This is a genomic window from Nocardioides turkmenicus (genome assembly GCF_011045035.1).
In the GTDB taxonomy this organism is placed as follows: Bacteria; Actinomycetota; Actinomycetes; order Propionibacteriales; family Nocardioidaceae; genus Nocardioides; species Nocardioides turkmenicus.
Genome location: NZ_JAALAA010000030.1, coordinates 13,589 through 33,029, shown reverse-complemented (window position 1 = coordinate 33,029; position 19,441 = coordinate 13,589). Strand labels below are relative to the sequence as shown.

Annotated in this window: 25 protein-coding genes and 1 pseudogene; 12 read left to right on the top strand and 14 right to left on the bottom strand. The window is 67.7% G+C overall.

The features are described 5' to 3' along the window. Positions 1-57: 57 nt before the first annotated feature. Both G5C66_RS23960 and G5C66_RS23955 read left to right on the top strand, forming a co-directional pair. Positions 58-780, top strand: a complete 723-nt coding sequence (locus G5C66_RS23960; protein ID WP_165113892.1) for a hypothetical protein — start codon at positions 58-60, stop codon at positions 778-780. After that, positions 662-2,530 carry a hypothetical protein gene (locus G5C66_RS23955; protein WP_165113890.1) on the top strand — a complete coding sequence of 623 codons (1,869 nt, stop codon included), beginning with the start codon at positions 662-664 and terminating at the stop codon, positions 2,528-2,530. The genes G5C66_RS23960 and G5C66_RS23955 overlap by 119 nt, the downstream gene beginning before the upstream one ends. 61 nt (positions 2,531-2,591) lie before the next feature. Here the strand turns inward: G5C66_RS23955 and G5C66_RS23950 are convergent, their stop codons facing one another. The 8 genes from G5C66_RS23950 to G5C66_RS23915 all read right to left on the bottom strand — a co-directional run bounded on the left by G5C66_RS23950 (position 2,592) and on the right by G5C66_RS23915 (position 7,648). Beyond that, entirely contained in the window at positions 2,592-2,927 is a 336-nt protein-coding gene (locus G5C66_RS23950; RefSeq protein WP_328528182.1) for an ArsR/SmtB family transcription factor, read from the bottom strand. Beyond that, positions 2,924-3,403, bottom strand: a complete 480-nt coding sequence (locus tag G5C66_RS23945; protein WP_165113887.1) for an SRPBCC family protein — start codon at positions 3,401-3,403, stop codon at positions 2,924-2,926. The genes G5C66_RS23950 and G5C66_RS23945 overlap by 4 nt, the downstream gene beginning before the upstream one ends. Positions 3,404-3,479: 76 nt before the next feature. Next, a complete protein-coding gene (locus tag G5C66_RS23940; protein WP_165113885.1) occupies positions 3,480-4,259 on the bottom strand; it encodes a MerR family transcriptional regulator in 780 nt (259 codons plus the stop codon). A 41-nt stretch (positions 4,260-4,300) separates the two neighbouring features. Continuing rightward, positions 4,301-5,065 (bottom strand): ABC transporter permease, encoded by a 765-nt coding sequence (locus tag G5C66_RS23935; RefSeq protein ID WP_165113882.1) that lies wholly within the window; start codon positions 5,063-5,065, stop codon positions 4,301-4,303. Next, entirely contained in the window at positions 5,062-5,859 is a 798-nt protein-coding gene (locus G5C66_RS23930) for an ABC transporter ATP-binding protein (protein ID WP_165113880.1), read from the bottom strand. The genes G5C66_RS23935 and G5C66_RS23930 overlap by 4 nt, the downstream gene beginning before the upstream one ends. Before the next feature lie 140 nt (positions 5,860-5,999). Next, complete coding sequence (locus G5C66_RS23925; RefSeq protein WP_165113877.1) at positions 6,000-6,419, bottom strand: PIN-like domain-containing protein; 420 nt, start codon at positions 6,417-6,419, stop codon at positions 6,000-6,002. Further along, positions 6,373-7,032, bottom strand: a complete 660-nt coding sequence (locus tag G5C66_RS23920; RefSeq protein ID WP_206444499.1) for a DUF433 domain-containing protein — start codon at positions 7,030-7,032, stop codon at positions 6,373-6,375. The genes G5C66_RS23925 and G5C66_RS23920 overlap by 47 nt, the downstream gene beginning before the upstream one ends. A 142-nt stretch (positions 7,033-7,174) precedes the next feature. Beyond that, the gene (locus G5C66_RS23915; protein ID WP_241248809.1) at positions 7,175-7,648 is read right to left on the bottom strand and encodes an agglutinin cell wall attachment protein; all 474 of its coding nucleotides are present in this window, start codon (positions 7,646-7,648) and stop codon (positions 7,175-7,177) included. Between the two features lie 163 nt (positions 7,649-7,811). Between G5C66_RS23915 and G5C66_RS23910 the strand changes: the two genes are divergently transcribed. Both G5C66_RS23910 and G5C66_RS23905 read left to right on the top strand, forming a co-directional pair. Then, a complete protein-coding gene (locus G5C66_RS23910; RefSeq protein ID WP_165113875.1) occupies positions 7,812-8,267 on the top strand; it encodes a MerR family transcriptional regulator in 456 nt (151 codons plus the stop codon). 23 nt (positions 8,268-8,290) lie between these two features. Further along, complete coding sequence (locus G5C66_RS23905) at positions 8,291-9,343, top strand: NAD(P)-dependent alcohol dehydrogenase (RefSeq protein WP_420901755.1); 1,053 nt, start codon at positions 8,291-8,293, stop codon at positions 9,341-9,343. A gap of 4 nt (positions 9,344-9,347) precedes the next feature. Here G5C66_RS23905 and G5C66_RS23900 read toward each other — a convergent pair whose 3' ends face one another. Further along, on the bottom strand, positions 9,348-10,136 hold the full coding sequence (locus G5C66_RS23900; protein WP_338144298.1) for a pentapeptide repeat-containing protein: 789 nt from the start codon (positions 10,134-10,136) through the stop codon (positions 9,348-9,350). A 66-nt stretch (positions 10,137-10,202) separates the two neighbouring features. On the opposite strand from G5C66_RS23900, the gene G5C66_RS23895 reads away from it, so the two are divergent. Beyond that, positions 10,203-10,661 carry an SRPBCC family protein gene (locus G5C66_RS23895; RefSeq protein WP_165113868.1) on the top strand — a complete coding sequence of 153 codons (459 nt, stop codon included), beginning with the start codon at positions 10,203-10,205 and terminating at the stop codon, positions 10,659-10,661. Here G5C66_RS23895 and G5C66_RS23890 read toward each other — a convergent pair. Both G5C66_RS23890 and G5C66_RS23885 read right to left on the bottom strand, forming a co-directional pair. Then, positions 10,646-11,209 carry a TetR/AcrR family transcriptional regulator gene (locus tag G5C66_RS23890; RefSeq protein WP_165113865.1) on the bottom strand — a complete coding sequence of 188 codons (564 nt, stop codon included), beginning with the start codon at positions 11,207-11,209 and terminating at the stop codon, positions 10,646-10,648. The two genes, G5C66_RS23895 and G5C66_RS23890, sit on opposite strands and share 16 nt — an antisense overlap. Positions 11,210-11,263: 54 nt before the next feature. Further along, positions 11,264-11,941 carry a GDSL-type esterase/lipase family protein gene (locus G5C66_RS23885; protein ID WP_165113862.1) on the bottom strand — a complete coding sequence of 226 codons (678 nt, stop codon included), beginning with the start codon at positions 11,939-11,941 and terminating at the stop codon, positions 11,264-11,266. A gap of 67 nt (positions 11,942-12,008) precedes the next feature. Here G5C66_RS23885 and G5C66_RS23880 point away from each other — a divergent pair, with 67 nt between their 5' ends. Continuing rightward, the gene (locus G5C66_RS23880; RefSeq protein WP_165113860.1) at positions 12,009-12,623 is read left to right on the top strand and encodes a TetR family transcriptional regulator C-terminal domain-containing protein; all 615 of its coding nucleotides are present in this window, start codon (positions 12,009-12,011) and stop codon (positions 12,621-12,623) included. Then, positions 12,620-14,035 (top strand): dihydrolipoyl dehydrogenase, encoded by a 1,416-nt coding sequence (lpdA, locus tag G5C66_RS23875; protein WP_165113857.1) that lies wholly within the window; start codon positions 12,620-12,622, stop codon positions 14,033-14,035. The genes G5C66_RS23880 and lpdA overlap by 4 nt, the downstream gene beginning before the upstream one ends. A gap of 86 nt (positions 14,036-14,121) precedes the next feature. On the opposite strand, the gene G5C66_RS23870 is transcribed toward lpdA, so the two are convergent. Then, on the bottom strand, positions 14,122-15,006 hold the full coding sequence (locus tag G5C66_RS23870) for an NAD(P)-dependent oxidoreductase (RefSeq protein ID WP_165113854.1): 885 nt from the start codon (positions 15,004-15,006) through the stop codon (positions 14,122-14,124). A gap of 14 nt (positions 15,007-15,020) precedes the next feature. Beyond that, a complete protein-coding gene (locus tag G5C66_RS23865) occupies positions 15,021-15,428 on the bottom strand; it encodes an ArsI/CadI family heavy metal resistance metalloenzyme (RefSeq protein ID WP_165113851.1) in 408 nt (135 codons plus the stop codon). A 134-nt stretch (positions 15,429-15,562) separates the two neighbouring features. Between G5C66_RS23865 and G5C66_RS23860 the strand changes: the two genes are divergently transcribed. Continuing rightward, positions 15,563-15,931: a pyridoxamine 5'-phosphate oxidase gene (locus G5C66_RS23860; RefSeq protein WP_165113848.1), complete on the top strand. Its 369-nt coding sequence runs from the start codon at positions 15,563-15,565 to the stop codon at positions 15,929-15,931. 207 nt (positions 15,932-16,138) lie between these two features. Here the strand turns inward: G5C66_RS23860 and G5C66_RS23855 are convergent, their stop codons facing one another. Then, positions 16,139-16,816, bottom strand: a complete 678-nt coding sequence (locus G5C66_RS23855; RefSeq protein ID WP_165113846.1) for a TetR/AcrR family transcriptional regulator — start codon at positions 16,814-16,816, stop codon at positions 16,139-16,141. 270 nt (positions 16,817-17,086) lie between these two features. Here G5C66_RS23855 and G5C66_RS23850 point away from each other — a divergent pair, with 270 nt between their 5' ends. The 4 genes and pseudogenes from G5C66_RS23850 to G5C66_RS26990 all read left to right on the top strand — a co-directional run. Further along, entirely contained in the window at positions 17,087-17,251 is a 165-nt protein-coding gene (locus tag G5C66_RS23850; protein ID WP_165113843.1) for a hypothetical protein, read from the top strand. Positions 17,252-17,257: 6 nt separating this feature from the next. Beyond that, the gene (locus tag G5C66_RS23845; RefSeq protein ID WP_165113841.1) at positions 17,258-17,809 is read left to right on the top strand and encodes a DUF6879 family protein; all 552 of its coding nucleotides are present in this window, start codon (positions 17,258-17,260) and stop codon (positions 17,807-17,809) included. Between the two features lie 47 nt (positions 17,810-17,856). Further along, positions 17,857-18,732 carry a Scr1 family TA system antitoxin-like transcriptional regulator gene (locus G5C66_RS23840; protein WP_165113838.1) on the top strand — a complete coding sequence of 292 codons (876 nt, stop codon included), beginning with the start codon at positions 17,857-17,859 and terminating at the stop codon, positions 18,730-18,732. Between the two features lie 117 nt (positions 18,733-18,849). Further along, positions 18,850-19,419 (top strand): annotated as a pseudogene (locus G5C66_RS26990) (methyltransferase domain-containing protein); the annotation flags it as partial. Positions 19,420-19,441: the final 22 nt, after the last annotated feature.

Sequence of the window (19,441 nt, the reverse complement as noted above, 5' to 3'; positions counted from 1 at the left end):
CCTATGGGGGCATGTTCTGCATGTGGTGCCTCATCTTCGGGAGACAGAATGCGTCACTTGGCCTCGTCCGTGCTCGTCCTGGCGGGAGTTCTGGCCGGCTTGGTGCTGGTGAGTCCGCCGGCGCACGCCGCCTTGTCGGTCACCATCTACGCCTCGGCCTCGACCGTTCCCGAGGGATCCACCGTCACCTTCACCGGCAGAGCGATCGACGCGCGCCTGGGTAGCGTCGTACGCCTCCAGCGCCAGCGCACCGACGGGAGCTGGGTGGTCGTGGCTTCCCGCAAGCTGGTGGATACTCGGCGCTACCGCTTCAGCACCACCCCTCCGCGCGGCTATCAGAAGTACCGCGTCGTGAAGCCGGCTCAGCTGGGCCAGCCCGGCAGGGTGTCCGCGACCAAGACCATCAAGGTCACCTGGCGTCCTGCGTTCACGCTCGGCACCGTGAAGCACCAGGTTGTCGACTACTCCACCGGCGCCGTCACGACCACCACCAACGGCAAGACGACCCGGCTCAGCGCCGGCTTCGAGCTGCGCCGCGAGCTGCAGCGCTCGGACGGCACCTGGGCACTGCACGGACGCGTACGCGTGGCGTCCGACCAGACCTGGCGTGACCGCTTCTCCAGTCGCCACGGCCAGCGGTTCCGCTACGTCGCTCCCGCCTATGGGGTCTCGGCTCGCCAAGGCGAGCAGCTCGTTCGTCGTCGATGGGCACTGGACGCCCACGATCACCGCCTTCGCCGCACTCGTTCCTCACACCGGCGATGCGTCGCTGCGCGGTGACTCCACCGGTCTGCCTGCCGACGGATGGGTACGCCTGCAGGTGCTCTATTCCGACGGATGGCAGTTCCTCGACACAGGATCCGCCGTCGCCGCAGACGGCACATTCGCAATGACGTTCCAACCAAGCATGTCCCTTTCCTACCGCGTCTACGCACCGAGCGACGGTCTCCGGAGAGCCGCCACGTCGGCACCATTCCAGGTCGCTGAAGGCAGCCCCGCCCGCGTAGACCTCAACACCACCACACCTGTGGTGTTTCCGAGCCGGGCGACACAGCGGCAGCTGGTCGTCGCGCTCGAGAAGGGTCAGACGTTCACCTACTACAGCTGGTACGTGGTGAAGGAGAGCGTCACCGACCCTTCTGGGAACACGGTGCCCGCGTTCGGTCCGTCCGACCACGGAACGACGCGAGTTGCTCCGCTCACGGGCGACTACATCATCACGTTGACAACTGCGGGCTTCTCGGACGCTGAATCGGTGGACATCACCCTCAGCACCCCTCTCGTGGTCGACTCCGCGATCGATGCACCGGCGATCGACCTGGCCAATCAGTTGCCCGGCCAGGTCGTCGACCTGCGATTCGATGGCACTGCGGGCTCGACGATCTCGGAATTCACGTTGCAGTCTCCGAGGCGCTCGACGGAGATGCTGCTCGATCCGACAGGCGACAGCATCGCTCAGTGGCATTTGGGCTACTACCAGCGGGCCTGGCGCCTCGAAGAGACCGGGACCTATACGGTCCGGTTCGCCCCGAATGCCGGTGACAGGTTCACACGACCCGATGAGCGCGTGCTGTCCACCAGGACGGGGGCCATGGTTCTGGACGGCTCTCCCGCCTCGATCAATCTCGATGTCCCAGGGCGGTTGGGGATCGTGACATTCGAAGTCCCTAGCGGAGTGGAGTTACACGTCACGCATACCGGCGACACCCATCTGAACAAGACGCTCATCGACCCGGACGACAGAAACCTCTCCGATACATCCGTCGGCTCGACAAGGCCCGGAACATATACGCTACTGGTGTTTCAGACGCCCATACCCGGCGAAACGCTCCCAGCAGTGGACGTCGATTTCTACGCCTCGACGCCGTTGGCCGTCGACGCAACGTCGGAGGGCGTCACTTCGTTCGACCGCGGGCCCGCCCCGGCGCGACCGGTCGACATCAAGGTGCCCGTCAGCGCAGGCCAACTGCTTTCATTCGAGGTTCTCGACAATGCTGGCGAGTTCTGCACCGGGAATGCCAGTGTCCGCAGCAGCACCGACCCGATCGACTGGGTGATCCGAGGGAGACAGCTTCCCGGGGTGTTCCACACCGCCACAGCTGGTGACTCCGATCTGCGAGTAATCCCCTGCAGCGCGACGGGAAGTATCCGGTTCAACGCGGTCTCGCCGGTTACGCCTACGCTGACGAGTTCCACGGTCGACCAGTGGGGCATGACAACGGACGTTCATGAGGTCGCAGTGACGGCGAGCCAGCCCGGGCAGGTCATGGTCGTGGACTACGACGCCGGATCCTTGTCCGGTCGACTCGACATGAGGGCCACCAGCTCGACCTTCCCGAATGCGACAGCCTTCATGACAGGCCGAGGTGATCCCTGGAGCAACACGCCAGGCGCAGAATGGCGCGCCAACACCTGGGACCAGATCTGGGCCGGCGATTCGTTCTACTCCAGACGGTCGTACTTCTTGGTCTATGCCGGCCCCACGGGAACCGGATCCCTCGATCTGGAGTTCACGTTCGTGCACAAGTGAGCTCGGCGTTCCGGCTTCCTGGAGCTGGCGAGACATCGGTATGCCGCCAACGTCGCCTGCCTCAACGGCGTCCGTCGTCCGTCGCCTCGGCAAGCGACTTGAGGGCGCGGAGCCTGGTGTCCCAGGCGTTGCCGATGCGGTCGAGCTCGTGGGCGAGGGCGTTGAGGCGGGAGCCGAGGGCGGCGTAGACGATCTCGCGGCCGCGGCGCTCGGCGGTGACGAGGCCGGCCTCGGAGAGTACGTCGAGATGCTTGACGATCGCCTGACGGCTGACCGGGAGCACCCTGGCCAGGGCGGAGGCGGACATGGTCTCCTGCCCCAGCCGGGTGAGGATGTCCCAGCGGGTCTGGTCGCCCAGGGCCGCGCACATCTCGGGGAGCGTGGGCGTGGTGGTCACGCCAGGGCCTCGACGTATGTCTTGGCGGCCTCGAGCTCCATGGCCCAGCCGTTGTCGTTGCCCTCGCGCTCCTTGAGCCAGACCGCGGGGTCGTCGGACAGGGTGGAGAAGCCACTCTCCAGGACCTTGAGCGTCACTCCGCCGGCGGGGTTGTCCTCGATCCAGAACTCCACCAGGGTGCCTTCGGTGACGTCGCGATAAGGGGTGCCGAGCCAGCGGAAGGCGGCGTAGCGCGGCTCGTCCAGCTCGACCGTGCGGAAGCGGAACTCGCCCATCGTCGGGTGGGTGACGACCGCGATCTCGGTGCCGTCGTCGGCGGTCTCGACACGCGTGTCCTGCTCGTCGAGGACGGTGCCGTCGTTGACGTACCAGCCCGGGCGGGTGATCAGGGACCACACCTTCTCGGCGCTGGCCTGGATGTCGATCTGACGGCTGATGCTGTCGAGCTCGGCGAGCTCTTCGGTGGTGTGAACCATGGGTCCTCCTCGGATGATTGAACTGCAACCACAGTGTTGCACTTCAACCCTCAACTTGCAACCCTTTGATTGCAGATCAGCCCCGCGCCTCGATCCGCTCGAGCTTGGTCCAGCCGGTGTAGCCGCGCTTCTCGACCAGGCGCATGAGGTCGCGGGCGACGGGGACCTGTTCGACGAACATGGAGTCGAGCAGGGCGGCGAGCTCGTCGGGCATGGCCTGGTCGCCGTCGACGTAGGCGGCCCAGTCCTCGTCGGACACCGCGTCCATCTGGGCGACGATCTGGTCGGCGATGGTCTCCAGACGGGGGTCGCCGGGCTCCCAGTCGAGCATGGCCTCCAGCTCGCGATAGGTCTCCACGACCGAGGGGTCGTCGAGCTGGCCGACCTTGTTGCGGATGAAGGCGTCCATGCTCTGCGGCTGCTGGGCCGCGACGAGGATCCAGGCGTCGCGCTCGCCCCTGATGATCCGCTCCGAGATGCCGAGCTCCCGCATCCGCTCCAGGTAGGCGACCGCCTCGGGCGGAAGGGCGAGGCCGTCACCGTGGACGAGGCGGGCGATGCGCTCGCGGTGGCTCTGCCGCTCGCGGATCTCGAGCCGGAGGCGCTTGTCGATCTCGGCGACGGCCTTCTTGAAATCGTCGTCGCCGGCGGCCAGCAGCTCCTTGACACGGGAGAGCGGGACGCCGGCGTCGGCGAGGATGCGGATCTTGATCAGGTCGACCACCGCAGCGGCGTCGTAGCGTCGGTATCCCGAGTGGTCTCGCTCCGGCTCCACCAGCAGCCCTTTGGCGTGGTAGTGACGAACGGCCCTGACGGTGACACCGGCGTACGACGCCAGCTGGCTGATCGTGAGCATTCTCCGAATAGTGGCGGGAACGCCCGGGTTTGTCTCGCGGTTTAGGCGAACTTGCGGCGGTAGGCAGCGGTGGCCAGGACGTACGCGACGACCAGGAGGCCGACGCACCAGGCCAGTGCGATCCACAGCTCGTTGCCCAGCTCCTGACCGGAGAAGATCGCCCGGATGGAGTCGACGATCGAGGTGACCGGCTGGTGCTCGGCGAAGGCTCGCACCGGGCCGGGCATCGTGTCGGTCGGCACGAACGCCGAGCTGAGGAAGGGCAGGAAGATCAGCGGGTAGGAGAACGCGCTGGCTCCCTCGACCGTGCCGGCCGTCAGCCCAGGGATCACCGCGAGCCAGGTCAGCGCGAGGGTGAACAGCGCCAGGATGCCGACGACCGCCAGCCAGTCGAGCACGCTCGCACCGGTGCGGAAGCCCATCAGCAGGGCGACGAGCACCACCACGACCAGCGAGATCATGTTGGCGACGACCGAGGTCAGCACGTGACCCCACAGCACCGCAGACCGCGCGATCGGCATCGACTGGAACCGGTCGAACATGCCGCTGTTCTTGTCCTGGAACAGACGGTAGGCGGTGTAGGCGATGCCGGAGGCGATGGTGATCAACAGGATGCCAGGTAGCTGATAGCTGACATAGCTCTCGTGGGAGCCGGTGTCGATCGCGCCGCCGAAGACGTACACGAACATGAGCATCATCGCGATCGGGGTGATCGCCGTGGTGACGATGGTGTCGGGGCTGCGGCCGATGTGACGCAGGGAGCGGCCGAGCAGGACGGCGGTGTCGCCGAAGAATCGGGTGGTCATCGTGACTCCTTGACGTTGTTGGTGTCGGCGGACGTGCCGTTGGACTTGCTGGTGATGGCGAGGAAGATCTCCTCGAGGGTCGGCTGCTTCTCGATGTACTCCTGCTTGGCCGGCGGGAACATCGCCTTGAGCTCGGCGAGGGTGCCGTTCGCGATGATGCGGCCCTCGTGGAGGATCGCGATCCGGTCGGCGAGCTGCTCGGCCTCCTCGAGGTACTGGGTGGTGAGCAGCACGGTCGTGCCGCTGTCGGCGAGCTCCTTGACCGCCTGCCAGACCTCGATCCGCGCCTCCGGGTCGAGCCCGGTGGTCGGCTCGTCGAGGAAGATCACCGGCGGGTTGCCGATGAGGCTCATCGCGATGTCGATCCGGCGGCGCATACCACCGGAGTACGTCGCGACCCGGCGGTTGCCGGCCTCGGTGAGCGAGAACCGGGCGAGGAGGTCGTCGGCGACCGCACCCGGGTTCTGCTGGCGGAGCAGCTTGGCGACCAGGATGAGGTTCTCGCGACCGGTCAGGATCTCGTCCACGGCGGCGAACTGGCCGGTGAGGCTGATCGAGCCGCGTACGTCCTGAGCCTGGCTCGTGACGTCGTAGCCGTTGACCGTCGCCGTGCCGTCATCCGCCTTGAGGAGCGTCGTCAGGATCTTCACGGTCGTGGTCTTGCCGGCGCCGTTGGACCCGAGGAGGGCGAAGATGCTGCCCTTCTCGACGGTCAGGTCGACGCCCTGGAGGACGTGTACGTCGCCGTAGGACTTGGTCAGTCCGGCAATCTGGATGGCTGGTGTCGGGTTCATGTCGAACAGCGTCGAGGGTTGACGCAGGGTCAAGGTCAAGCGGAAGTTCTGACCTTTTTCGACGGCCCCGACCGAGGCCTTCAGACGGTGCAAGATCGCTGATCGGGGGGGGATGACCGGGCACATGCTCTATCGGCCGGTCACGGCCAGGTCTGCTTGAGTTCCCCGTCGGTGTAAACCTTCCAGAAGCCGCGTTCGCTGCGAGCGACAGCCCGTTCGATGGCCGGTAGTGCTGTGACGAACGCATGGACCGCTTGACTAATCGGCAAATTGCCGTTGGCGAGGCAGAAGATGTGGCCCGTTTGGAGCGCTTCAAGCTCAGTTCGCCGGTAGCGGATCCGCTGATCCTTTGTGAGCATCACCCATCCTCGCCGACACCCCTCTGCGATCCAGACCTCGTCGGGCACGTTGTCGGCGTCGTCGTGGTAGACGTCGGCTACCAGGTGGAGGATGATGCCGGCATCGCGCAGCGCAGCAGCGGTGCGGCGCCCGAGGCCGCGGTCCAGGAAGAACTCAGGCCGCTGCGGTGGCCGGGGTCGCGGCTCGGATGATGTCTTCAACTACGCGCACGTCCAGGTCGTACTCATCGGCAACGTCGGTCATCGCCTCTCCGGTCTTCCAAAGCCCGACGATGTCTGCCACACGGATCTTTGTCGACTCCAGCACTGGGGCACCCCATCCGAAACGTGGATCGATGATGACGTCGGCGGTCTTGGGGAACGTTCGCAGATGGAGTCTGGCCGGCGTGTCGTCAGTCGCCCACTCGATGAAACGCAGGTGGTCGCGTAGTACTTCGGGGATTGCGCGCTGTTCATCATGCGCGCGCACAAGCGACTCATCGGCAAGCTTGACAAACAGATTCACGCCGTCGGTCGCGATTCGTCGCCGCGCCAAGGCATACGGGTCGTCGAACTCCTTGCGCACGATCGCCGCCGCCTTGTCGATGGCGGCCAGGGTCATACCTGCATCTCGGAGTGCGCGAAGAACGTACGCCTCAATGACTCCAACGAACGGCACCCGAGGCCACCCGCGCTTCTCCGGCTTGACAGCGTGCACCAGCGGCGCAGAACCACGAGGAAGCAACCAGTTGTCCAGAGTCGATTCGGGCATGCCAAGGTAACGCGCGGTCTCGCGCGCAGTCAGCAGTGGTGTGGTGTAGATGTCGGCAGTCATGGTGGACCTCCCGTACTGGAGAGGATCGAGTGAACGCAAGTGAGACGACATCCTCTCACTTGCCTATCGTCAGCCTCTCACTTACGCACCAAGGTGTGGCATGGCCACGCCGGATCGGTGAATCCTGCAATCTGGGTCGCGCCTAGGACCCACTTCGCGCCTCAGCAATCTTCTGACGTAGCCAGTCAGGGGTGCTCTCCTCGTCGCGCGGAAAGGCTTCGAGGTCGTGGGCGTACATCTCAGCGTGCACGGTGCGGCGCCACAAGGGCTCGTCGTCGCGGTTGAACGAGGCGTTGGCCGAGATCTTCTCCCCGTTGCCGTCGATGTTGGTGACGGTCCATTGCCCGGAGAACCAGGTGCCCCGCCCGGGCCGGTACATGACCCGCCTGAGCTCGTCGATCGACGGGACGACCACGTCCGGAGGCAAGGAGTAGTCGATGTAGCCACCTGGTCGATGGATGTCGATGCGGCCGTCGCAGAGACTCGAGAGGTTGCGGTGGTTGAAGACGAGCGTCGTCCAGTCGCCGTCGACCTCGTCGGGGAGACGGATGGCGATCTGCTCGAAGAGCTGTTCTTGTCGAACCACCTCAGGAGCAGTCAGATCACTCACTGACATCGCCGAGCCTTTCGTCGTCGGGGCGTAGCAGTGTCTCGCACGACACCGTCACAGCGCTTCATCTCGCGGTCGAAGTCACACCTCAGAACGCCGGCAGGACGATGGATAAATCGACAAATCTGCCCTTTGACTTCAAGTACTTGAAGTTCTTAGCGTCATTGACGTGACTGCATCGACGACTCGGACCTACACGATCCGGGAGGTGGCGACACTGACCGGACTGCCGGCCAGCACGCTGCGCTACTACGAGACGATCGGGCTGATCGAGCCGGTCAGCCGCGGCGCGAGCAGCGGCCACCGGGTCTACGACGAGTCCGACCTGGACAAGCTGACCGGCATCGCCTGTCTCGCCGCGATCGGCCTCTCGATCGACGACATGAGGACGTACGTCTCCAACGTCCGCCTCGGCCGCGACGGTGCCGACGAGCAGGTCGACCTGCTCGCCCAGCACGCCGAGCGCCTCGCCCGCGAGGCGGAGACGCTCGCGATGCGACGCAGGTACGTCGGGATCAAGGTCGACTACTGGCGTGCCGTCTCGGCGGGCGACCAGGAGCGTGCCGACGAGCTCGGCGAGCAGTCACTCGCGCTGGCGGACCAGATCCGCGACCGCCTCAAGTAACCCACTTCCTCAGATCCAAGGAGATCGCTTTGCGCGTCAACGCGTACGCAGCCCCCTCCGCCGGCGAGCCGCTGGCCCCCATCACCATCGAGCGCCGCGCGGTCGGTGAGAACGACGTCCTGATCGCGATCGAGTACGCCGGCATCTGCCACTCCGACATCCACACCGTCAACGGCGACTGGGGGCCGCAGCCGTTCCCGGTCGTCCCCGGCCACGAGATCGTCGGCCGCGTCACCGAGGTCGGCGCCGCCGTCACCGAGCACAAGGTCGGCGACCGCGTCGGCGTCGGCTGCTTCGTGAACTCGTGCCGCGAGTGCGACAACTGCCGCAACGGCGACGAGCAGCACTGCTCGACGCCCGGCGGCGGGGTCGGGACGTACGCCGCGAAGGACCGCGACGGCACCTTCACCCAGGGTGGCTACTCCACCCACGTCGTCGTCGACGCGCACTTCGCGCTCAAGGTGCCGGAGGGCCTCGACCCCGCGGCGGCCACGCCGCTGCTGTGCGCCGGCATCACGACGTACGCTCCGCTGAAGCGGTGGGGCGCAGGCCCCGGCAAGAAGGTCGCCGTCGTCGGGCTCGGCGGCCTCGGCCACATGGGCGTCAAGATCGCCCACGCGATGGGCGCCGAGGTCACCGTGCTCTCGCAGTCGCTGAAGAAGCAGGAGGACGGCCTGCGTCTCGGCGCCGACCACTACTACGCCACCTCCGACCCGGCGACGTTCGAGACGCTGAAGAACAGCTTCGACCTGATCGTCAACACGGTCAGCGCCCCGATCCCGGTCGACGACTACCTCGGGCTGCTCGCCGTGGACGGCACCCTGGTGAACGTCGGCGCCCCGGCCGAGCCGCTGAGCGTCAACGTGTTCTCGCTGCTCGCGGGCCGCCGCAACTTCGCGGGCTCGATGATCGGCGGCATCGCGCTGACCCAGGAGATGCTCGACTTCTGCGCCGAGCACGGCATCGGCGCCGACGTCGAGGTGATCTCGGCGGACCAGATCAACGAGGCGTACGCCCGGGTCCTGGCTTCCGACGTGCGCTACCGCTTCGTCATCGACACGGCCACGCTGGGCTGAGTGCCTAGCCCCAGTGGGCGGGCCGGTCGTGCCCTGCGGGCAGGCGGGTGGTCCCGTCTCCTCGCAGGGCATTGACCTGCGCCTGGGTGAGGAAGAGGGCCCGGGAGAGGTCGGCGCCCGCGACGGCGGCGTCGCGAAGGTCCGCGCCGAGCAGGTCGGCGTCGGTGAGGTCGACGCCACGCAGGTCAGCCGCCACCAGGAGCGCGCTCCTGAGGTCGGCACGACGCAGGTCGCGCCGGCGCAGGTCGCGGCCGAGCAGATCAGCTCCGGCGAGGGCCTGGCCCGCGGGACGGCGTACCTCCGCGCTCACCCGGCGGAGGATGCTCCCGACCGCCGAGCGGAGCGTGCCGAGGTCGGTGGCGAGCACCTCGGCGGCGGATCCGGCCGCCACGGCGGAGACCTGCTCGGCCACCTCGGCGAGGTCCGGTGCCGAGCTGCGCTCGGAAGCCTCCTCGAGCAGCGCCAGCATCTCGTGCAGTTGCCGCATCACCGCGAACACGTCGAACATGTCCTGACGCAGTGCCGGCTCGGTGCGCCAGTCCGTGCCACCGAAGGTCACCTGGGTGACCTGCTGACCGGCACCGAAGCACTCGAACACCGTGCACCCGGCGTATCCGCGCTCGCGCAGCCGGTCGTGGATGCCGCAGCCGAAGTCGGGCCCGAGGTGGCGGCACGGGTCGCCACCGGCCTTGTCCTCCGGGAAGTCGGCCGAGCGGGCGAACGGCAGCGCCACGCAGCACAGACCGGCGCAGCTGGAGCAGTCGGACCGGTACGCAGATCGGGGGCGCGTCACCTCACCATCCTCCCCCATCGACGGATTTCGCTTGCCGGCACCTGCCATCGATGTACCATTTGGAACATGTTGCTCTCCCCCACCGGTCCGTCGTACGAAGTGAGCGGCCGGATCGCCGCTCCTGCTGGCGTGGTGTGGGAGGTACTCACCGACGTCGAGGCGATGCCCACCTGGACCGCGTCGATGACCCAGGTCGAGATCGTGGGCGGAGGGCCGCTCGCCGTCGGATCGGCAGCGAAGATCCGGCAACCACGGCTGCTCCCGGCGATCTGGAAGGTCGACGAGTGGTCGCCGCAGACGTCGTTCACCTGGAGCAGCAGCGGACCCGGCGTACGCACCGTCGGGCGTCACGAGGTTCGGCCGGTCGACGAGCGACAGAGCGAGGTCGCTCTCGGGGTGGAGCTCCAGGGCCCGCTCGCTCCGCTCATCTGGCGGCTGGTCGCCGCCACCACCCGCCGCTACGTCGGCCTGGAGCTGGCCGGCCTCACCCAGGAGTCCGAGCGCCGGGCTCAGTCGGGCGAGTAGAGCGCCAGATAGCGCTCGTGAGCGGCCGTCACGCCCTCCAGGTCACCGGTCGCGAGCAGATCGAGAAGCAGTCCACGGATCACGGCGACCCCGAGCCGGGCGTCCAGTCCGGCCCGCTCCGCGTCGCCGGTGAGGTCGGCGAAGGCCGCGGTCAGCGGGGCCAGCCACTCGGTGACCGCACCCTCGAGCAGCGGTCGTGCGTGCGCCTTGCCCTGCAGAGCCGCCGCGTACAGCTCGAAGAAGAGCCGCTCCCCTGCCGCCTCGGCAGGGTCGGCCAGTGCCTGCCACCAGGCCCGCGCGGCCTCCATCGGGTCGTCGTACGCCGCCGAGAGCGCGGCGAACCGCGCGCGTGCGGCCTCGTCGACATGCTCGACGACCGCGAGGAGCACTCCGTCCAGCGACCCGAAGTGATAGTTGAGCATCCGATGGCTCGTGCCGAGCGCCTCGGCGAGCGAGCGCAGGCTCCACCCCGTCGATCCCCGCTCGGTCATCACCGCGACCGCGCGCTCGACCAGGCGCTGGCGGGGTGACGTCTCCGGAGTGCTCATCGGAGGCAGGGTAGCCCGCTCGACCCAGCGAGATTGCTGAGGTTGCCGCCTTGGTCAGGCGAGGGCGTCGACGATGGCAGCGAAGGCCACCGCGTGCCCACGTGCGTTGCCGTGGATCCGGTCGCGGGCGTAGATCGACGCGTCGGCCGAGAGCGGATGGTGGTGGGTGTCGATGTGGATCCCGCCCAGGCTCCGCGTCACCTCGGCGGTGATCCGGTCGAGGGTGTCGAACCGCTCGGCCATGTCCCCGGCATGCTCGGCGGGCACCAGCCCGGAGCGGGCGAGGTCGAAGAGCCCGACAGTGAGCACCGTGGCGCCGCTCTCGGCCAGCGGTCGGAGGAGCAGCTCGAGCTGCGTACGCAGGTGGTCGGGGTCGAACGGGTTGAAGGCGTCGTTGCCGCCCGCGCTGACGAGCACGGCGTCGGGCGCGAACTCGAGGGCCGGCTCGAGCTGCACCTCCCGGATCTCGGCGACGGTCAGGTAGGGGATGGCGAGGTTGACCGACGCGAACCCGGGGCGGGTGCTCGCCAGCGCCTCGATCAGCCGGTCGGAGAACGACGCCTCGCGGTAGCCGTCGAGCGGCCCCATCACGCCGGCGGTGACGGAGTCGCCGAGCACAGCGAACCGCCGCCACGGGCGGTGGCGGAGCCGTTCGGCGGCGATCATGGGGTCGATGCAGTGCGGATCGGCCACCTCCACCCCGAAGGGGCCGGTCAGTTCGTGAGTCGTCACGAAACGAGATTAAGCGCACGATCGTCCGTCATGCAATAGCGATCGTTCGTGCGCTAAAGTCTGAGGCGTGGCAGGACGTGCATCCGCTCAGGCGGCACTCGAGACCCGACGGAGCGTGGTCAAGGCAGCCGCCGACCTGGCGTCGGTCGAGGGTCTGGACAGCGTGACGATCGGACGGCTCGCCGAGATCGTCCAGATGAGCAAGTCGGGGGTGATCGGGCAGTTCCGCACCAAGGAGGCCCTCCAGCTGGAGACGGTCGAGATGGTGTTCGGCGACTTCCGCACCCGCGTCTGGGACACGGTCAAGCGGTTCCCGGCAGGCCTCCCGCGCCTGCTGGCGATGTGCGAGGCCTGGACCGAGTACGCAGCCGACCCCGGCTATCCCGGCGGCTGTCTGATGACGCAGGTGACCTACGACTACGACGGCCGCTCCGGCGTCGTCCACGAGCGGCTGCTCGAGGGCCGCAACCAGTGGCGGGCAGCGTTGCGCGCCGACGTCACCACCGCTGTCCAGGCCGGCGACCTGCCGGAGGACACCGACGTGGAGGCGGTCGTGTTCGGGCTCGAGTCGCTCGCCTCGTTCATCACCCCGGCCCTGCTTCTCCACGGTGACGACCGGGCCGCGGACCACGCCTATCAGGGGATGCGCCGGATCATCGGCGTCACGGAGGAAGAGCGATGAACCACGTGGACGTGATCGTCCTGGGAGCCGGACCCGGCGGCTACACCGCGGCGGTGCGCGCCGCGCAGCTCGGCCGGTCCGTCGCGGTCGTGGAGGACAGGTACTGGGGCGGCGTCTGCCTCAACGTCGGCTGCATCCCGGCCAAGGCACTGCTACGCAACGCCGAGATCGCCCACCTGCTGAGCCACCAGAAGGAGGAGTTCTCGATCCGGGGCGACGCGAGCGTCGACTACTCCGGGAGCTGGCGGCGCAGCCGGCGGGTCGCCGACGCCAGCGCCAAGGGCGTCCACTTCCTGATGCGGAAGAACAAGATCACCGAGATCGACGGTTGGGGCATGCTCGCCGCGCCACAGGCGGACGGCACGCTGGCGATCGAGGTGACGAGCCGCGACGGCGCGACCGAGACCTACACCTGCGACGACCTGATCATCGCCACCGGCGCCACCGTCCGCAGCGTGCCCGGTGTGGAGCCCAACGGGCGGAACATCGTGACGTACGAGGAGCTGATCCTCACCGAGGAGCTGCCGGGGTCGATCGTGATCGGTGGCTCCGGGGCCATCGGCGTCGAGCTCGCCTACGTGATGAAGAGCTTCGGCGTCGACGTGACGATCGTCGAGTACGCCGACCGGATGGTCCCGACCGAGGACGCCGACGTGTCCAAGGAGCTGCTGCGGCAGTACCGGAAGCTCGGCATCGACATGCTCACCTCGACCGCGGTGACGCGGGCCGAGGACACCGGGTCCGGGGTCCGCGTGACCGTCTCTCCCGTCGGGGACGCCGGCGAGACCGTCCTCGAGGCGGACACGATGCTGGCCGCGTTCGGCTTCGCGCCGCGGGTGGACGGCTACGGCCTGGACAAGCTCGGCGTCGCCATCACCGAGCGCGGCGCCATCGCGATCGACGACCGCGGACGTACGAACGTCCCGCACGTCTACGCGATCGGCGACGTGACCGGGAAGCTCATGCTCGCCCACGTCGCCGAGGGGATGGGCGTCGTCGCCGCCGAGACGATCGCCGGGGCGGAGACGATGCCGATCGACATCGACATGGTCCCGCGAGCGACGTTCTGCCAGCCGCAGATCGCCTCCTTCGGCTACACCGAGGCGCAGGCCGCGGAGAAGGGGTACGACGTCAGGACCGCCACCTTCCCCTTCTCCGCGAACGGCAAGGCACGCGGCCTCGGCGAGACCGTCGGCTTCGTGAAGGTCGTGGCCGACGCCGAGCACAACGAGCTCCTGGGCGCGCACCTGATCGGCCCGGACGTCACCGAGCAGCTGCCGGTCCTCACCCTGGCCCAGCAGTGGGACCTCACCGCCGACGAGGTCGCGCGCAACGTGTTCGCCCACCCGACCCTCTCCGAGGCGGTCAAGGAGGCGGTCCACGGCATCGCGGGCCACATGATCAACCTCTGACCGCGCCGGAGACTGCGGAGCCCGCCGGGACCAGAACCTCGTGGTCAGTCCCGGCAGGCTCCGGTATCGCGGATTCCTCGGCGGCCTCAGGCCGTCTCGGTCAGGAGCAGGTCGACCAGCGCGGTATATCCCCGGTCGGCCAGGCCCGCTTCGATCGCCCGATCTCCGAGCGCCTTGAAGCCTGCAGGTACGGACGTGTCGACGCCGGCACCGACGGTCTCCTCGAGAAGGTGCCCCATCGCCGCGACGTGGGTCGCCATCGTCGAGTCGTCGCCGGGGTGGTCTCCTGCATCGATCTGTGCGGCGTACGCATCGAGCCAGCCGGCCGTGGTTGTGATCCCACCCCGTGCGATGGGCAGGAAGTCCACGGCCTTCACCCCGGCCCGCTTCAGCACCGCGGCGCCATGCAGGAATCCGTTGAGGACCGACCACATGATCGCGAGGCTCGCGGCGTCGTGTACTGCGGCGAGCCCAGGGTCCGTGCCGAGGTGGGCGGCACGGCCGGCCAGGGTCTCCAGGGTCGACCGGTGGGCTTCGTACGCCTCCGGGGAGCCACTGAAGAGGATCGCCGTGTCCGCGCCGCCGATCTCGGCCGGCACAGCCAGGATCGCGCCGTCGAGATAGCGCGCGCCGCGTTCCTCGACCCATGCCGCCAGACTCCGTGCGTCCGCCGACGAGCCGGAGGTGAGGTTGACGATGTCCCGACCCGCGAGACGGTCCTCGAGCGGCGCCAGCACGCTGCGTACCGCGTCGTAGTCGGATACGCAGATCAGCACCAGGCCCGCCGAGGATACGGCGTCGGCCACTTCGGTCGCGGCGCGGGCGCCGGCCTCGACCAGGCCGTCCGCCCGTCCGGGTGTCCGGTTCCAGACCACGGGGCGCGTACCGGCAGACAGAAGGGTCTGGCCGAGCGCGGTGCCCATCGCACCCAGCCCGATCACGGCTACATCGCCCCGAACGTGGTCGTTCATCACGTCCACCCCGATCAGCAGCAGCCAGCGGCCGCGGGCTCGGCGTTGAAGGTGTCGCTGTCGGCTAGCACGGTGTAGACCTCCCAACGCTCACCATTGGGAGCGTTCTCGACCCAGAACTTGTCCTGCTTGGCGTAGCAACAGGTGGTCGCGCGCTCATCGACCGAGGCGAATCCCGCGGCGTGCAGCCGGGTCTGCTCAGCGTCGACCGTGTCGGTGTCGGCGACCTCGACGCCGAGGTGGTTGATGGTGCCACCGTGGCCGGAGTTCTCGACGAGGACCAGCTTGAGGGGCGGCTCGGCGACCGCGAAGTTGGCATAGCCGGGCTTGGTCTTCGCCGGCTCGACACCGAACAACGTCGAGTAGAACGCGACCGACTCCTCGAGATTCTCGACGTTGAGCGCGAGCTGGATGCGTGACATGGCTCCTCCTCAGGAACATATCGATGATTGTCGATGTATGACTCTCCGCCTCATATCGACGGATGTCAATGTTTATTCCGGCCAGACGGCTGAGACCTCGACCTCCCGGCGCGCGCGGACCTAGGGTGACCGTCATGAGCATCCCGGTCGCGCTTCCCGATCTCGCCTCTACCCTCGAGCGGTTCGGCAGCGGGTTCCTGCTGACCACCGCGGGCGAACGGATCAAGGTCGTGGTCGTGGACCCGGTCGTCGAGGGCTCGTCGCTGCGGATCGCCGATCCCGGTGGCGGCACGCGGGCGAACCTCGCCGCCAACCCGGTGCTCACCCTGACGTACGCACCGCTCACGCCGCGCGAGCACGCGCTGATCGTCGATGGCACCGGCCGCGTCGAGGGCTCCAACGTCGTGGTGACGCCGACCGGCGCCGTACTGCATCGACCGGCGTCGCACGCTTCCGGGCCCGTCCCCGAGGACGGCTGCGGGCAGGACTGCCACCCGGTCTGACGGATCCGCGGGGGCTCAGGCGATCCTCAGCGTGTCAAAGATGCTGGTAGGACGTTGGGTTCGCCATTGGATCTGCATCGGGTGGACGTTCCACCGGACACGGCCTGTGGCTGGGGTGCGTGACGATGGCGCGTTATCTGCGCTCAGATGTGACTGGCTCCCGTGTCCGGCGGGAGCTCTGACCCGGCCGGGAGTCGATGGGGCCGGTTATGCGAGCAGTTCGGCCCAGGTAACCGCGGCCGCGATGGTGATCTCTTCCTTGGTGGCGCCGCACGCACCCAAGGCGGCCGTGGCGATCGCGTGGCGGGCGTCTTCGTCGACCGCGACGCCGTCGGCGCGAGACGCCACCACGCTCTCGACCAGGTGAGTGATCAGGTTCCCGTCCACCTGGTGGCCGACGATGTGGGACCCGAGCCGGCCGTATGCATCGACCAGGTCGGAGCGCACCTCACGGTAGGGCTGGAACTGCTCCAGCGAACGCACCTCGGGCAGCGAGGGCAGGAGCCCGGTGTTGTGAGGCGCTTCGGCGAGGGTGCCGGTGTCGATCATGACCAGCGCATAGAGAGCCGCAGCCCACCCATGCTCGGTGGCGACCGCTTCGACCCGGTCGATCTGCTCGAGGGTCGGGCGCACCGTGAGCGCCAGCAGCTCCTCGAGGATCTTGTCCTTGCTGGAGAAGTAGTAGTAGACCGAGGCCTGCCTGATCCCGACCCCCTCCGCGATCTCCCGCGTCGAGGTCGCAGCGAAGCCGCGGCCGACGAACAGGCGAGCCGCCACGTCGAGGATCTGCTCACGGCCCGAGAGCCTGTCGTCGTACGCCGGGATGTGCCGTGGACGACCAGGGCGGCCCGGGCGAGAACGTCTGCTGCTGACTGCGGAACTCATACTGCTCCGTACGTGTCGGTGGACGGCTGGAACCCAGGACGCCGACCGCATGGCTGGAAACCCTTTCGACGCCCCGGACTCCGCTAGTGAATCATATTATCCACTCAAATATAAGCCACATGATTGCGTGCGGTGTCTGATTCCGCCAAGATGGCGACTCGGGGTTGGCTCGAAACAGACCGAGCCAACCAAGTGATGGAAGGTTTTCTCGGTATGGCCCTCACACGAATCGCTGTCATCAACGGATGCGAAAACACGGGCTGCCCCTCCGTGCACACCACGGACGACCCCGCCGTCCTGGTTGTCCAGGGCATCAAGATCGACGACGCCACTCGCACCGAGCTCGGCGCGAACCTGCCTGACCACGAGGACGCCGTGACCATCCCGGCCGACGTCATCCTGCGCGCGGCGCGGGCCATCGAGGCTCAGGCCTGATTCGGCGTGGGCGAGGAGACGACGGCTGCAGAGCCGACATGGCCGGAGGTGTTCCACACGTTGACCGACTCGTGGTTCCGCCTTGAGACGCTGCAGATCTACAACGTCGACAGTGAACGGGACAAGTACCAGGAGTTCCTGCGCACCGGACAGGTCCAGTCCCCCGGCAGCGACGACTGGAGAGCAGTGATCGCCGGACACAAGGCGGAAGGCCGATCGTTGCGGCGCGTGCATGTCGTCGAAGAGCCGCTGACTGACTACCTGCGCTTCGAGATTGCCGCATACGTCGGCAACCATGCCGCTGGCGAGGACATCCTTCTACTCCCTGTCGCCCGCGGGCAGTGGCCCGAAGGCCTGCCTCGCGGGACAGACTTCTGGTTGTTCGACGATGGCCTGCCAAGTTGCACCGCGTGGGCTATGAACTACGACGATGGTGGTGGCTTCCACGGCGCCGAGTTGGTGCGCGACCCGGGCACGATCGAGACCTATCGGCGGTGGCGTGACACCGCGCTGGCAGCGGCAGTGCCGCTGAACGACTATCTTCGTCGCGAGGTCTGATCGACGGGCCGGAACGAGGACAGGACGATCAGCAAGGAGCAGGTTCGGTGAGTGGCCCGACGCGGCGAGCACGAGAAGCCCTCGGGGACGCGTTACGTACTGCGCGGCGAGAGGCCGGGGTGACCGGAGTTGCTCTCGCCGCGCAGCTGCAGCGGACCGGCCAAGCGTGGTCGCAGCCGAAGATCTCCAGGATCGAGGCCGGACGCCAGGTGCCCACCAGCGACGAGGTCCGCGCCTGGGCAACAGCCGTTGGCGCGGACCTCGACCGGCTCCTGGCGATCCAGCAGCGTGCCTCATGGGAGTACTCAGTCTTTCGGGACGCCTTCCAGGACGATGACGGCGCAGCGGCGCTGCAGCGGGCAACCGCCGCCGCCGAGAAGGCCTCAACGACGATCTTCAACTACGAGCCTGCCGCCGTTCCTGGACTATGCCAGACCCCCGGCTACGCAGCCGCATTGCTAGAACTGCTCGGTGGACCAGTCGAGCACGGCGCAAGCGAGGACGACGTGGCCGCGATGATCGCAGCCCGGATGCGTCGCTCGTCGATCCTGTACGAGCCAGGACGAAACGTGACCATCCTTGTTTCGGAGACTGCCCTCCACCCCTGTATCGGGGGTCCCGCAGTGATGCGAGCACAGTTGGAGCACCTGGCCGATCTGGCCATCCGTGCTAAAGCGACGGTCGGGATTGTCCCGCTGAATCAGTACCCCGTGCTGGTCGGGCATGGCTGGGTCCAGCGCGACCAGGTTGTCACCATCGAGACCACGGCTGGAAGTTTGGAGATCGCTGACCCCGTAGAGGTCGCGCAGTACGAGCGCTGGGCCGAGGCCCTCACGAAGGTCGCCCTCACCGGCAGCGATGCGGCGGACCGGTGCCTCGAGCTCGCTCGAGGTCTCTCACGGTCAAACGAGGGCGGCGCCTGACCGACCCGCTCGGTCCCTTGACCCGAGACCGCGAGCATCATCAAACTCGCGATACGGCCCTCGCCCGCGGCGAGCGGCCCGAAGAGCTGCCACGAGAGACCGACTTCTGGCTCATCGATGATGGGCACCCCATCGGCACCGCATGGGCGATGGACTACGACGGGGGCGATGGTTTCCCCGGCGCCGAGCTGGTGCGCGACCCGGCATCGGCGCTGGCGGGACACGGCGCTGTCAGCAGCGGTGCCGCTGAACGATTATTCATCGCGAGGCCTGACCAACGTCCAGAACGAGAGCAGCACGCGGCGAGCACGACAAGCGCTCGGCGACGCGCTGCGGGCAGCGGGCTGCGGGCAGCGCGGCAGCGGGCAGCGCGGCAAGAATCTCGCGCTTCACTCTGGTCTAGGGTCGTTTCCGATGCCCGACGACTGGCTGAACGAGACCCGCGAGTCGTACGACACCGACGCCGCGGGCTATGCCGAGAAGGTACGCGGCCTGCTGGACGGCCGCCCGTATCTGCGCGCCGGCCTGGCCACGTTCGCCGAGGCGGTGCGCGATGGCGGGGGCGGACCTGTTGCCGACGTCGGCTGCGGCCCCGGGTACGTCACCCGGCATCTCCACGATCTCGGAGTGGAGGCGTTCGGGATCGACCTCTCCCCCGAGATGATCGCCATCGCCCGGCGCGACCACCCTGATCTCGGCTTCGAGGTCG

What these genes read in the sequence shown, in the direction of transcription:
- G5C66_RS23955 (WP_165113890.1), top strand. Translation starts at nt 662, where the DNA reads ATGGGGTCTCGGCTCGCCAAGGCGAGCAGCTCGTTCGTCGTCGATGGG.
- G5C66_RS23945 (WP_165113887.1), bottom strand. Translation starts at nt 3,403, where the DNA reads ATGGTTCACACCACCGAAGAGCTCGCCGAGCTCGACAGCATCAGCCGT.
- G5C66_RS23940 (WP_165113885.1), bottom strand. Translation starts at nt 4,259, where the DNA reads ATGCTCACGATCAGCCAGCTGGCGTCGTACGCCGGTGTCACCGTCAGG.
- G5C66_RS23935 (WP_165113882.1), bottom strand. Translation starts at nt 5,065, where the DNA reads ATGACCACCCGATTCTTCGGCGACACCGCCGTCCTGCTCGGCCGCTCC.
- G5C66_RS23930 (WP_165113880.1), bottom strand. Translation starts at nt 5,859, where the DNA reads ATGAACCCGACACCAGCCATCCAGATTGCCGGACTGACCAAGTCCTAC.
- G5C66_RS23920 (WP_206444499.1), bottom strand. Translation starts at nt 7,032, where the DNA reads ATGACTGCCGACATCTACACCACACCACTGCTGACTGCGCGCGAGACC.
- G5C66_RS23915 (WP_241248809.1), bottom strand. Translation starts at nt 7,648, where the DNA reads ATGTCAGTGAGTGATCTGACTGCTCCTGAGGTGGTTCGACAAGAACAG.
- G5C66_RS23895 (WP_165113868.1), top strand. Translation starts at nt 10,203, where the DNA reads ATGTTGCTCTCCCCCACCGGTCCGTCGTACGAAGTGAGCGGCCGGATC.
- G5C66_RS23890 (WP_165113865.1), bottom strand. Translation starts at nt 11,209, where the DNA reads ATGAGCACTCCGGAGACGTCACCCCGCCAGCGCCTGGTCGAGCGCGCG.
- lpdA (WP_165113857.1), top strand. Translation starts at nt 12,620, where the DNA reads ATGAACCACGTGGACGTGATCGTCCTGGGAGCCGGACCCGGCGGCTAC.
- G5C66_RS23870 (WP_165113854.1), bottom strand. Translation starts at nt 15,006, where the DNA reads ATGAACGACCACGTTCGGGGCGATGTAGCCGTGATCGGGCTGGGTGCG.
- G5C66_RS23865 (WP_165113851.1), bottom strand. Translation starts at nt 15,428, where the DNA reads ATGTCACGCATCCAGCTCGCGCTCAACGTCGAGAATCTCGAGGAGTCG.
- G5C66_RS23860 (WP_165113848.1), top strand. Translation starts at nt 15,563, where the DNA reads ATGAGCATCCCGGTCGCGCTTCCCGATCTCGCCTCTACCCTCGAGCGG.
- G5C66_RS23855 (WP_165113846.1), bottom strand. Translation starts at nt 16,816, where the DNA reads ATGAGTTCCGCAGTCAGCAGCAGACGTTCTCGCCCGGGCCGCCCTGGT.